Raw genomic sequence first — 13,660 nt, forward strand, 5'->3', positions numbered from 1 at the left:
ACTCTAACCGGTGTTGCGCATGCCGGCCGCGATGCCGTTGAGCGAGAGCAACAGCGGCCTGTCGCAGTCACAGTCGCTCTCGCGCTTGCGGCGCAACAGCTCCACCTGGAGGAAGGACATCGGATCCACGTACGGGTTGCGCAGGGCGATGGCGCGCTGGAGCTGGGGGTTGTTGTCGAGCAGCTTCCCCTCCCCCGTCAGCCGCTTCACCTGCCGACGCGTGCGCCGGTGCTCCTGCTGGATGCGACGCCACAGGGCCTTCGTGGACGCGGGGGCGAGCGCCGCGTAGCGCCCGGCGATGGCCATGTCCGACTTGGCCAGCACCATGGTGACGTTGTCGATGACGGCCTTGAAGAAGGGCCACTGGCGGTACATGCGTTTGAGCAGCGCGGGCCCGCCCGGCTCCTTCGAGAAGGCCTCCAGCGCGGAGCCCACGCCGTACCAGCCCGGGACGATGGCCCGGTTCTGCGTCCAGGCGAACACCCAGGGAATCGCGCGCAGCGACTCGAGCCCTCCGGCCTTGCGCTTGCTGGGGCGCGAGCCGATGGGCAGCGCGGAGATCTCCTCCACGGGCGTCGCCGTGGTGAAGAACTCCAGGAAGCGAGGGTCCTCCCACACGAGCGCGCGGTAGGCCTTGCGCCCCGTCTCCGCCAGCGTGTCGAACGTGGCGCGGAAGGTCTTCTCGTCCTCCGGCGTCGGGCGAGGCTGCGCGTCGAGCAGGTGGGGCAGCACGCCGCCCAGGATGAGCTCCAGCGTGCGGCGAGCCAGCTCCGGGCGCGCGTACTTGTGGTCCAGGGCCTCGCCCTGCTCCGTCGCCTTGTAGCCACCGGCCACGGCACCGGGAGGCAGCGCGAGGATGGCCTCCTGGGCGGGGCCACCACCGCGGGCCACGGACTCGCCGCGACCGTGGAACAGGCGAAGGGGGACACCGGACTGGGCGGCCGCCTCGGTGAGCGCGACCTGGGCGCGATAGAGCGCGGCGCTGGCGGCCAGCAGCCCCACCTCCTTGCCCGAGTCGCTGTAGCCGACCATGACCTCCTGGAAGCCGCGCGCGTCGACGTGCTTGCGGTACTCGGCGTTGGCGAAGAGCGTGCGCAGCACATCGGGTCCACCGTCGAGCGCGCCGAGCTGCTCGAAGAGCGGGACGACGTCCACGGTGGCGCAGCCGCGCTGCTCATCCCACAGGCCCGTGAGCTTGAGGCACTTGAAGGCCGCGAGGACATCCTCGGCCGTGCTGGCCATGCTGAGGATGAGCGTGCGACAGGCGGGCTCACCGGCCTCGGCCTGCGCCTCGCGCAGCTTCTCCAGCACCGCGAGCAGCCGCTTGCCACCCTCGGAGGGAGCGGGACCTCCCGCGTCCAGCGAGGCCGCCGCGCTCACCGCGTCCTCGGCGGGCACGCGCGCTTCCAGCTCGGCCAGGGAGAGCCCCAGCGCGAGGACGCGCTCGCGCATGCGTCGCACCTGACGCAGGCCGGACTTCGCGGCCTTCGCCTCCTCGAGCGAGCGCGACAACAGGTCCAGGTCCGCGAGCAGGGCCTCGGGCGTGCGATAGGCGCTGGCCGGCATGGGGCCCGCGTCACCGGTGCGCTGGGCCAGCACATGGCGCAGGGCCTGATTCAGCCGCTCCTCCATGAAGCGCAGCTTGCGACGCCAGGGCTCGCCGATGGTGCGCGGCCCCAGGCGCTGCTCGGCCTCGGGGAGTTCCTTCGCGTCGCGCTCCAGGGAGGCGACGAGCTCCGCCGAGGGCTTCGCGTGGCGCTCCGACTGGGAGAGCATTCCGCCCAGGCGCTCCAGCCCTTGCGTCAGCAGGCGGAGTCCTCGTGCACGGTGGGCGCGCAGCGTGTCCGCGAAGACCTCGGGCGTCACCAGCGGGTTGCCATCCATGTCCCCGCCGACCCACGAGTGGACTCGCACGGGCGTGTCCACCTGGCCGAGGGGTTCTCCGTAGGCGCGCTCGAAGGCCCAGTCGAGCAGCTCGGGCAGCTCGGAGAGCTGCTCGGCGATGACCTCCTCGACGTACCAGAGGGCGTTCTTCACCTCGTCGCCCACGGTGGGCCGCTCGCGGCGCAGCTCGTCCGTCTGCCACAGCGTGGTGATCTCCTCGCGGAGGGACTCCACGTTGGCGGCGCTCTCGCGGGGCGTCAGCTCGCACCGGTCGCGCTCCTCGAGCAGGCTGGCCATGCGGTAGAGCTTCTCGAGCAGCGTGCGGCGCACGGCCTGCGTGGGATGCGCGGTGAGCGTGAGCGTCACGTGCATCTGGCGCAGCGCCTCGCGGACGCGGGTCGCGGGGATGCCCGCGTCCTTGAGCGACAGCATCGTCGCCTCCAGCGAGCCACGCTGGGGCGTCGTGGACTCGGCGCTGGAGTGCGCGCGGGCGCGGCGGATGCGGTGGTGTTGCTCGGCGAGGTTGACGAGCTGGAAGTACACCGAGAAGGCGCGGAGCACGGGCTCGGTGCGCTCCAGAGGCAGGCGCTTGAGGATCTCCGCGAGCTCGGCCGCGGAGGCGCGCCTTCCCGCCACGGGGCCGCGTCGTCGCTGGATGGCGAGCCGACGGACCTCCTCTTCCAGGTCGAACAGGTCCTGGCCTTCCTGTTCGACGAGCACCTCTCCCAACAGTCGCCCGAGCAGGCGGACATCACGACGCAGGGGCTGATCCACGGCACGGACACGGGCCATATGCCGTGGAAGGTAACGCCTTCCGCCACGAACTGCCTACTCTTGTCAGCTCCACGTCCTGCATATTCTATTTCACATCGCGCCCTAAGTTACGTCGACTCTGGCTCGCCACCAACAGTCTTGACAAATCCCACCAACGCTCAATCCCACCCCCCTCAAGCACCACATGAACACTCCTCACCTCCGATTAAACAAAACACCTCCTCCCTCAAACGGCATCAAGCAGCACCAAATCCGACAGCGCTGGTTTGAAATCGCAGCACTATCACTACCAGCCGCAGGCATCACCCACCTCATCCTCCAACACACCCCACTCTGCAAAACATTCACCGAGCACACGCACTGGATATGGATTCCCTCATTTGCCGTCCTCTACGGGGCAAGCCATATATGGGGGCGGAATCGACTTTCCGCCTGGAGCGGTCTTCGCCATTTTTGGAGATACCCGCCTCCATGGGCAGCCGCAATACTAGGCTTTCTCTGGCTAACCCTGTATCTCGCCAACCTACCCCGGACAGCCGACACTCTCGCGTGCCCGGGGCTCAAATCCGACGAACTCAGCGCTACCCTTTCGTCCACGTGGCCCCTGATATTTATCGGAGCCTGCTGCTTCGGAATCATTCTCATAACAGCAACCTGCATTGCCGATTGCGTTCACTGTCCGCAAGAGCCCGAAACCCACAAAAAAACAAGCCAAGAAAAAACACTAACTCCACTCTCTCTAACAGAAAACTTCGACGAACTGCGTGCCTGGATCCAACACGACACCCCCATTCAGCATCCCCACCTAGATGCATTCAATCGCCGACCGACAGCCCTTAGGATAGTCGAGAGGATCAGAGGCACCACCACGCCGCCGCCTACAATTGCGCTCATCGGAGAACTTGGCTCCGGGAAAACATCGATCCTGCATCTCATCACTCACGAGCTAAAAAACTCTGGACCGATTAACCAGAATATCATCGTAACGCAAATCAGTCTTTGGCCCTTCGAAACCATCGACGCCGCCATTCGCGCAACACTCTCTGCAATAACCCGCGAAATCAGCCATCACATCAACACCATTCCCATGTCCGGGCTATCAGACGAGTACATCAACACGATAGAGCAGGCGAATGCCGGCTGGATAAGTTTCTTTCGCAATCACCGTTCTCCTCTAGCAATCATCTCAGATTTCGACAAGGCAGCCACAGCCCTTGAGCTTCGCATCGTTCTCTGGATCGAAGACCTTGAGCGATTTGCAGGGACCCCCACAGCCTCGACGATTGAGAGCGAGCGCCTTGGCCCCATTCGCTCCCTACTCCACATGTTCTCGGACACGAAGTGTATTCAGTTAATTCTCGCATCTACACATCTCGGGACAAAATTCGACATCGAGAAAATCGCACGATTCATTGAGCCACTACCGACAATCGACCATCGAACCACTTGGCCAATTATCAAGGCATTCATAGATGCATGCTGGCTGCCCCGGGACTTCATAGACCCTGCAATCACTTCTGTTCGCCAGGAATTACATGGAAAGAAAGCCACCCACACACCCAGCCAATCAGCACTCTTACTCCCTTACGAAATGAATCTACCAATAGCTCTCGCCACCATCTGCAGCAACCCACGAAAACTCAAATTTGGTCTTCGCCACTGCCTAGACGCATGGGAGACACTACGTGGAGAAATCGACTTCGATGACCTTCTTGTAGTCTCACTCCTCAGGGCCGCAGAACCAGAGCTATTCGCAATCATCACGGACTCAATTGACGAACTCAGAAGCGAAATCCGTCGCACACACAGCACCTCCACGGCCCCAGAATCAAACTTCGCCAAAGCATTCTCTACCCTCACCGCCACCACATCATCTCCACGAAAACTAGCACTAGAGCGTGCTCTCGACTTCGTTTTCCCAAACTGGCAAGAGCCCGGAAAAACCACACTCCGAAAAACGAAACCACAGGGGATATCAACAAAACACCATCGAAACTATTGGGAGCGATACCTTACTCTAACCATCCCTCCAAAAGACCAGCGCGACCAGCCAGTTCTTGGCGCAGTCGTTGACTGGAAGGAAGGAAGAAACAAGCAACTCATTGAACTACTCACAAAAGGAACCCAAGTAGACCCAATCGAATCTTTCATCGAAACAATGCTCGCCCCCAACGATCTACTCAGGCTCCTTAAGGAATTGGTACTAGCGGAAGTTGAGCGAACGCCTGCCGACTGGATGGCCAACGAACCCGCAGGGCTCGTAGCTATCTGGCGCACACTCCTCGACCACCCCAACGAACAACTCTCTCAAGTCATCGAAGAGATTCTCACAGTAATAACCCCTCGAAACGTCCAACTCGCATACAACATTGTCTACCTATTCCTGACTCGCGACTCCAGCAACGTTCCTGAGTTACTTCCCCGGGAGGCGGCTGACGAACTCAAGTCAAAATTCCAATCTCTACTTAAGGAGTCTTTCACCGACTCACCGACAAAACTCGCTGCCGCGCTCCGCGACGCAAACCCATATGTTCTATTATGGAGTGCATGGGGCCTTCGAAATGTCAGAGAGCGAGCGTTCGTGGGGCTCCCATTCCCAGACTGGAGCCTTTTCTCGAAGACACTTCTCGACGCGGCAGAAGCATCTCCGACTGTAGTTTTTCCACAAATCGTTCCATTCCTCGTGGACAGCGAGAATCAAATAAAACAAATCCAAGGCCAGTACCACGAGACGATCAAATTCACAACCAACAAAGAGCGCGCCAGTCGATTATTCGACATCAAGCGGCTATTCGAGATTGTTCGGACCACCGGCCCCCTAAACCTTCCTGAGGAATCGCAACTGGCATACAACTCCGTCCTCGGCGAAGCCCACCACGGCTAACCAAACCTCGCCAGGAATAAGGAGTTCTCACCGCCATTGTCCCTCCAAAAACAGACAATCCAGCGCCCTGACCCGGTTCGTTCACCGCATACAATTTCTATACACTCGCATCGAAGGCAGTGGAGCGCGAGAGAAGCTCCATCCGGTCGACATCGGTGGCGACGAGGGACAACTTGGCGCGAATCTGTTCCACGGCGTCACCGCCCAAGGGCAGCCGCAACGGAAGCTCCGCGCTCGGTCGCGCGATGACGTCCGCCATGACCCGGGCTGCCTTCACCGGGTCTCCGCCCTGCTTGCCGTCCGTCTGGCGCACCCAGGTGCGCAACTGCCCCACCGTTCCCTCGTAGGCGCTCATCGCGGGCATGTGCCGAAACGAAGCGCCGAACAGCGAGGTACGGAAGGTACCCGGCTCCACCACGAGCACGCGAATCCCCAGCGGCTTCACCTCCTGCGCGAGGCTCTCGGACATGCCTTCCAGGGCGTGCTTCGCGGCGCAATAGGCACCGAAGCCCGGCGCGGAGGAGAGCCCCGCGACGCTTGAGACCTGCACGATGGTGCCCGAGCCCCGTGCCCGCATGTGCGGCAGCACCTCGCGCGTGGTGGTGACGGCGGCGAAGAACATCAACTCCATCGTCGCGCGCAGGTCCTGGTCGCTCGTCTCCTCGATGGCGCCGAGGATGCTGAAGCCCGCGTTGTTGACCAGCACGTCGATGTACCCGAAGCGGGCGATGGCCGTCGCCACGGCGTCGCGCACCTTCTCGGGCTGCGTCACGTCCAGTTCGACGAGGCGCAGCCGCCCCGGGGCCGACGAGGCCAGCTCCGCGAGGACCTGCGGTTGCCTCGCGGCGGCGACCACGCTGTCGCCACGCCGGAGCACCTCCTCGACGAGCGCTCGCCCCAGTCCCGAGGACGCCCCCGTGATGAACCAGACCTTGTTGGAGGTGGACACTGAAGAACCTTGGCTGCTCATGGTGGACTCCTTCGACTGCGAGTTCGTTGACGCAGTTCAAAATAGGAGTCCGGGGGCCTCGTGATGAGCGGTGGAATTGCGATGGGTTTTTAAGTTTCGCTAAAAGATGCACATGCGAGACGACTACTCGGGGCTGAACGCGCTGGCGGCGGTGGCGGACAAGCGCAGCTTCACGGCCGCGGCGGCCCAGTTGAGCGTGACGCCGTCGGCACTCAGCCAGAGCATCCGGGCGCTCGAGGAGCGGGTGGGCGTGCGGCTGCTCCAGCGCACGACGAGGAGCGTGGGTCTGACGGAGGCAGGCGAGCGTTTCCTCGCGCAGCTCCGGCCCGCGATGGCGAGCATCCGCGCCGCCTTCGAGTCACTCGACGCGGTGCGCGGGCGTCCCTCCGGCACGCTGCGACTCAATGTGCCCCGGCTGGCCATCGCGGTGGTTCTCGACTCCATCCTGGGGGGCTTCCTCGCGGCGAACCCGGAGCTCAAGCTCGACATCGTCGTCGACGACGGCATCACCAACATCGTGGAGCACGGCTTCGACGCGGGTATCCGACTCGGCGAGATGCTCGACAAGGACGTCGTGGCGCTTCGACTCACCGACGACCTGCGCATGACGGTGGTCGGCTCACCCGCGTATCTGAGCGAGCGCGGACGGCCCAAGCATCCACGGGATTTGCACGCGCACGACTGCATCAACTACCGCCACCTCAGGAGTGGCACCGTGTACCGCTGGGAGTTCAGCGACAAGGGCCGGGACCTCACCGTCGCAGTGGAGGGGCGGCTCATCGTCAACGACAACGTTCTGATGGTTCGTGGAGCACTCGATGGCGTGGGGCTCGCGTACGTCATGGAGCACTCCGTCGAGCAGGAGTTGGCCGACAAGCGCCTCGTCCGGGTGCTCTCCAACTATTGTCCGCCCTTCCCCGGCCTCTTCCTCTACTACCCGAGTCGGACCCAGCTTCCGCTCAAGCTTCGAGCGCTCGTCGACTACCTGCGGGCCCGACGCTCGGGAGCAAGGACCTCCTGACGTGAGCCCGTTGCCGAGGGGAGCCTGTTCAAGGTCGCCTGCTCGGGTCGATACCTCCCGCCCCTGCACGCGTCCGAGCGAGCCCTGACGCTCCGGGCGGGCACATCCGGTAAGGTGCCCTCCGTGAGCATGAGTCGGCCCTTCCCCCGTGGGTTTGTCCCCATCGTCCTGCTGGTGTTGTGCGTCGCGCACGTCGCGCTCGGGCTCGTCCTCCTGCCCGGGGCCATGTTCGCCAAGTACCCCGACAGCGCGCGGCTGCTGTCGTCGGGCCGGATGCTGCCCGAGCAGGGCGCGGACTTCAGCCCCCTGTACCTCATCCTCAACGTGGCCCTCTCCCCCACTCCGCTGCGCTGGGTCCAGAGCATCGCGGGAGCGCTCGGGCTCATCGCCGTCTATGTGCTCGGCGCGCGGCTGCTGTCGCGCCCCGTGGGGCTGCTCGCCGCGGCGCTCGTCGCGGTGACGACGCCCGTCCTCCTCTACGAGGCCACGCTGGAGCCGGACCTGCTCGTCATGGTCCTCAACCTGGGCGCGCTCGCGATGCTGGCCCACGCGCGCCCCAGCTTCCCAAAGCACTGGCTGGTGGGCGCCGGAGTACTGCTCGGACTCTCGGGAGCGACACGTCCCACGGGCCTCGCCATCCTCGTCCTCGCGACGGGCTGGATGCTCTGGGAGCGCCGCCACGAGGCACGACGCGCGAGCCTGCTCGCCGGAGCACTGTTGCTGGGCACGGGGATGTTCTCATCCTGGCTGCCCGCTCAAATCATCCGCGCGACCGTGGGTTCACACCTCGGCGCGACCATGAGCGCGGGCGCCGTGCTGCACATGGGAAACCGACCCGAGGGCACGGGACTGGGCGCGCAACCGCCCACGCTCATCAAGCAGTACGAGGCGCAGCTGCGCTCCCCCGAGCGCCCCGACCACGCGCACAGCCTCTACCGACAGTTCGCCCGAGCCGAGGCGGGCGAAGACCTGTCCCCCTCCCGCACCGAGCTGTACTGGATGCGCAAGACGCTGAACTTCGCGCTGGAGGAGCCAGGAACCGTCCTCGGCTTGTTCGGCCGGAAGCTGGCGTTCTTCCTCTTCGGCCCGGAAGGCCACGACCTGGTCGAGGTGCGCCGCGCCGAAGCGCACCTCGCGGGGCTCCCGCTCCTCGACGCCCAGGTCCTGGGCTTGCTCGGCGTGGCCGGACTCGGCGCCCTGCTCGCGCGACGACGAAGCGTCGGGCTCATCGTGCTGTACCTCGCCGCGAGCACCGCGCTCGCCGTGGGCTTCTACGTGGTGAGCCGCTACCGACTGGCCGCGCTGCCCGCCTGGGCGCTGTTCGCGAGCGCGCTCGCGGTGATGGCCTTCGAGTCACGGCGTGAGCCCCGGGTCCTCGGACTGCTGACCGTCGGCCTCGCGCTCTGCCTCGCCCTGCCCACGTTCTTCCCCTTCGTGCGCGACGTGGAGCGGATGCTCGCGCGGACAGAAGCCGTGGGCAGTCCGGGCACGGCGCTCAACACCGCGCTCCAGCAGGGCCGGTATGACGAGGCGACGCAGGCCTTCGAGCAGCTCCAGGCCGCGCACCCGTTCACCGCGCTCGCGAGGCCCCTGCGCGGCGTGCCGTTCGAATCGCCGGTGGTCGCCGAGCGCTCGGGAGCGCTGTCCGTGGAGAAGCTGGGCCTGGAGACGCCCATGGACCTCTACTTCGCCTCGGAGCTCGCACGGCGCGCCGGCCACTGCGACCAGGCCCTCCCCGCCGCACACGCGGCCCAGGACGCGGGCTATCGCGGAGCGCTCTATGACACCTCGCTGGACCCCGCCCTGGTGGTGGCGGACTGCCTGCTGTCACGTGGCGACCGCGCCGGCGCGTTGAAGGCCGCGGAGGCGTCGCTGGATGAACGAGGCGGCACGCTGGACGCCCTCGCCTTCGCGGTGGCGGGCGCGGAGTCGCTCACCACCGATGCGGAGGGACGGCGCGCCATCTGGGACGCGAAGCTCTTCGCCATCCACGACCTGTTGAGCGCCAGACATGCGCGAGGGCTCGCGCGCCTGCGTTGGGAGAACTTCACCGGTGCGCTGGAGGACGCGGACGCGGTCCTCGCTGCCATCCCCGACGTGGCCGTCACCCACCACCTGCGCGCCGCCGCGCTCACGGGACTCGGTCGTCATGCCGAGGCGCTCCGCGCCTATGCGCGCGCCCTCCAACTGTTGCCGGGGCACAACTTCGCGACCCGTCCGCTCGAGGACACGGTGGCAATGGCGCTCGCGGAAGCCGCCGAGGCCCCCGGGGTGCTGAGCGTGGCCACGGAGCATCACCTCCGCGCGGGCCGACTGGAGTTGGCTCGCGACCTCGCCGCTCGCGCCAGCAAGCTCGCCCCCGAGGACAAGAACCTCGCGCGCAGCACCCAGGAGCTGGCCCAGGCCCGACCTTCCGGCATCCCCATTCCGCCACCACCCTCTCCGCGAGCAATTCGCTCCGCCACGCCCCCTGAACCGTGAGCGACGCGCCTTGGCTTCGTGACTCGGCGCCGCCCCCGCCCTCTGTGCGAGCAACTCGCTCCGCCACGCCCCCTGAGCCGTGAGCGACGCGCCTTGGCTTCGTGACTCGGCGCCGCCCCCGCCCTCTCCGCGAGCAACTCGCTCCGCCAGGCCTCCTGAACCGTCAGCGACGCGCCTTGGCTTCGCGGCGCGGCCGCCGCACCCGGTACGTTCTGGGCGCTAGCCGCCACTGTCCTCATGACGCTCTCATGTACCGGGCTCGCCGTGCACGAGCGGCGCATCAACCCCGGCACAGACGAATGGCGCGGCATCCCACCCATGACCGGCATTGGCCTCACGCCACGCAAGAGCACCCGGCACGCCCCTGTGGCCCATCGACCGCACTCGAGCCCGGTCCGCGCCTTGCACAACCCCTGTGCACACGACGCGGCCCACGGCGCCGCACAGGAGTGCAAGGTCATGTGGACGACAGGGTGGTGGAAGGTGGCGGTGATGTGCGGCTCGCTGGCCGCGTCCGGGGCGCTCGCGCGGTCGACGACGCTCGCTGAGCCCACCGAGCAGCCAGACATGAGCGCGCTGGAGCCGGGCCCCGCCATCCCCTTCGTGGAGGAGAAGGACTTCTTCCTCGCAGACCCCGACGAGATGGCCCCGCCGCGCCTGCGCCACGTCGAGCCCGTCGCCTGCACCTCCGCGCCCGAGGGCCGCCTCTGGGTCGCCTCCACCGAGGAGTGCGGCGATACCGAGTGCGTCGACAAGACGACGGTCTGGGTCGGCTCCTGGACCGTCGAGGACACCACGGTCGAGGTCCAGTGCGACGCCGACCGCATCATCCTCTCCACCTTCGACTGGAAGATGGTCCTCGTCCCCGACGGCAAGGGCGACTTCGACGTCGAGGAGTCCGTCCTCGGTGACGGCGAGGTCCCCCCCGTCCCCACCGAGCACGCCCAGGCCGAGCCCGTGAAGCCCGGCCCCCAGGGCTGAAGCCTACGGCCCGATGCGCCGCAGGATGAGGATGGCCCCCTCGTCCAGCCGCCGATCTCGCAAGTCAATCTCGCAGTCGATCATCCAGTCCCCATGTCCCTCGGGGTCCATGATGCGCTGCTGCACCTCCCAGAGCCGGGGGCCCGTCTCCTTCAGGAACGTGTTCGCCGGCTTGCGCGCCTGCGGCGTGAGCACCACTACCTTGTGCTCCTCGTGGTACGGCACCATCGCCTGCTCGAGCTTCGGCGCCGTCCACTCGCCCAGCGGGTTGTCCAAGAGCGTCAGCGCGTCCGTGTAGCGCTTCTGCCCCAGCGCGCGCAGCAGCCGGTGCAGCTCCTCGCGCACGCGGGCCGCGAAGGCGCGCGGGTCCTCGGTGAGCTCCTTCGGCTTGAGCTCCACCGCCGGCTTCGCCTCGACCACGGCGTCCGGGTTGCGCATGCGCTCCCACTCGTCCACCAGGCTCGAGTCCACCTGACGAATCGTCGCGCGCAGGTGGTCGATGATGTCCTCCACCTCCTCCGTGCGGAAGCGCTCCGGCACCGTCTGCGCCAGCGTCTTGTACACGTCGCTGACGTAGCGCAGCAGCACACCCTCGCTGCGCTGCAGCCCGTACTCGCGTACGTAGTCGTGGAAGGACATGAAGCGCTCGAACATGTCCCGCACCACCGCCTTGGGGCGGATGTTCTCCTCGCCCACCCACGGGTGCTTGCGCGCGAAGGCGTTGAACGTGCCGTAGATGAAGTCCCGGTTCGGCTTGGGCCACTCCAGCTTCTCCAGCTGCTCCATCCGGTCGTCGTACTCGACGCCCTGCGCCTTCATCTCTTGAATCTTCTCGCCCTTGAGCTGGTGCAATTGCGCGTAGAGCACCACCTCCGGGTTCTCCAGGATGGACTCCACCAGCGTCACCACGTCCAGCGCGTACGTCTCCGTGGTCGGGTCCAGCAGTTCCAGCGTCTCCAGCAGATACAACGACAGCGTGTGGTTGAGGCTGAAGTCGTGCTGGAGCTCCTGCGCCACCTTCACCGAGGCCCCCGAGCCGCCCTCCCCTCGCAGCACCTCCACGATTCCCGCGCCGCGCAGCGTGCGGAAGTCCCGCGCCGCCTCCTTCAGGTGCCGGCGCTTCAGGAAGTCCGAGTCGTGGCAGCGCTGGATGAGCTGCACCAGCCGGTGGTAGCCCCCCGTGCCCCGGACGTGGTCGCTCTGGAGCAGGTTCAAGATCATGCCGTGCGACACCGCGAAGCGTGACTCCAGCGGCTCGGGCATGCCCGTCTGGAGTCGATCGAAGGTGTTCTTGTCGTACTGCACGAAGTTCTTCTGCGGAGGCTTCTGCTTGGGCGCCTTCTTCTTGCCCGCCGCCTCCTTCGCCGCCTGCTTGATGTTCTCCACCACGTACTCGGGCGCCTGCGCGACGACGCTGCCCTCGTTGTCGAAGCCCTTGCGGCCCGCGCGCCCGGCGATCTGCTGGAAGTCGCGCACGCTCAGGGTCGCCAGCTTCTCGCCGTTGAACTTGAACAGCTGCGTGAAGAGCACCGTGCGGATGGGGATGTTCACGCCCACGCCCAGCGTGTCCGTGCCGCTGATGACCTTCAGGTGCCCGCCCTGCGCCAGCTTCTCCACCAGGAGCCGGTACTTCGGCAACAGCCCCGCGTGGTGCATGCCGATGCCGTGGCGCAGGAAGCGCTGGAAGTCCTTGCCGTAGGGCGTGTCGAAGGGCGCGTCCATCAGCGCCAGCCGGATGGCCTCCTTCTCCTCCTTGGTGGAGAAGTCCACGCTCATGAGGTTCTGCGCCTGCTCGGCGGCGGCGCGCTGCGTGAAGTTCACCAGGTAGATGGGGTACTTCTTGCGCGCGATGAGGTCCTCAATCGTCTCGTGCAGCGCGGACTCGCGGTAGTCGAAGTCCAGCGGCACCGGGCGCTGCGCGCTTCGCACCGTGGCCACCTCGCGGCCGGTGAGCCGCTGCAGGCTCTCCTCGATGATGTGCGTGGGGCCCAGCGTCGCCGACATCAACAGGAACGTCACCTGCGGCAGCGCGATGAGCGGAATCTGCCACGCCACGCCGCGGTCGCGGTCCGAGTAGTAGTGGAACTCGTCCATGACGACGTAGTCCACCTTCGCCCCCGCGTCTCGCAGCGCGAGGTTGGAGAGGATTTCGGCGGTGCAGCAGATGATGGGCGCGTCGCGGTTGATGCTCGCGTCGCCGGTGAGCATGCCCACGTTCTCCGCGCCGAAGGCGTCGCACAGCGCGAAGAACTTCTCGTTCACCAGCGCCTTGATGGGGCACGTGTAGAAGGAGACCTTGCCCTCGGCCATGGCCTTGAAGTGCAGGGCGGTGGCGACCAGCGACTTGCCGGAGCCCGTGGGCGTCTTGAGGAACAGGTGCTTGCCCGCGAGCAGCTCCAGGATGGCTTCCTCCTGGGCGGGGTAGAGGCTGAGCCCGTTCGATGCGACATAGCCGACGAAACGGTCCAGGATGCTGTCCGGGTCGAGCGCGGGCTCTCCCTTCTTGGGGAGCAGGGCTGCGAGCGGCGCTTGGGATTCAGGGGTGGCCATCACCACCGGACTCTAGAGCAGCCCCCGCCTCCCGTCCGCTGTGAAATCCCGGAGCGCCCCCCCGTACGAGCCACGACGAGGGGCCCATGGCACGGTCCACCGCGCGTCATTGGCC

At 66.0% G+C, this 13,660-nt stretch carries 7 protein-coding genes; 4 read left to right on the forward strand and 3 right to left on the reverse strand.

The window, feature by feature from the left end:
• Nucleotides 1-3: 3 nt before the first annotated feature.
• A complete protein-coding gene (locus K8625_RS37010; protein ID WP_223751617.1) occupies nt 4-2,676 on the reverse strand; it encodes a phosphoenolpyruvate carboxylase in 2,673 nt (890 codons plus the stop codon).
• Between the two features lie 166 nt (nt 2,677-2,842).
• On the opposite strand from K8625_RS37010, the gene K8625_RS37015 reads away from it, so the two are divergent.
• Nucleotides 2,843-5,542: a P-loop NTPase fold protein gene (locus K8625_RS37015; protein WP_223785345.1), complete on the forward strand. Its 2,700-nt coding sequence runs from the start codon at nt 2,843-2,845 to the stop codon at nt 5,540-5,542.
• Nucleotides 5,543-5,639: 97 nt separating this feature from the next.
• Here K8625_RS37015 and K8625_RS37020 read toward each other — a convergent pair whose 3' ends face one another.
• Nucleotides 5,640-6,512: an SDR family NAD(P)-dependent oxidoreductase gene (locus K8625_RS37020; protein WP_223785346.1), complete on the reverse strand. Its 873-nt coding sequence runs from the start codon at nt 6,510-6,512 to the stop codon at nt 5,640-5,642.
• A 112-nt stretch (nt 6,513-6,624) separates the two neighbouring features.
• Between K8625_RS37020 and K8625_RS37025 the strand changes: the two genes are divergently transcribed.
• From K8625_RS37025 to K8625_RS37035, 3 genes are all read left to right on the forward strand, one after another.
• A complete protein-coding gene (locus K8625_RS37025; RefSeq protein ID WP_223785347.1) occupies nt 6,625-7,533 on the forward strand; it encodes a LysR family transcriptional regulator in 909 nt (302 codons plus the stop codon).
• Between the two features lie 129 nt (nt 7,534-7,662).
• A complete protein-coding gene (locus K8625_RS37030; RefSeq protein ID WP_223785348.1) occupies nt 7,663-10,014 on the forward strand; it encodes a glycosyltransferase family 39 protein in 2,352 nt (783 codons plus the stop codon).
• A 459-nt stretch (nt 10,015-10,473) separates the two neighbouring features.
• Nucleotides 10,474-10,995, forward strand: coding sequence for a hypothetical protein (locus K8625_RS37035; RefSeq protein ID WP_223785349.1), 522 nt, complete (start codon nt 10,474-10,476; stop codon nt 10,993-10,995).
• A 3-nt stretch (nt 10,996-10,998) separates the two neighbouring features.
• Here K8625_RS37035 and K8625_RS37040 read toward each other — a convergent pair whose 3' ends face one another.
• Entirely contained in the window at nt 10,999-13,545 is a 2,547-nt protein-coding gene (locus K8625_RS37040; RefSeq protein ID WP_223751611.1) for an RNA helicase, read from the reverse strand.
• Between the last annotated feature and the right edge of the window lie 115 nt (nt 13,546-13,660).

It is taken from the genome of Myxococcus sp. AS-1-15 (genome assembly GCF_020037055.1).
In the GTDB taxonomy this organism is placed as follows: domain Bacteria; phylum Myxococcota; class Myxococcia; order Myxococcales; family Myxococcaceae; genus Myxococcus; species Myxococcus fulvus.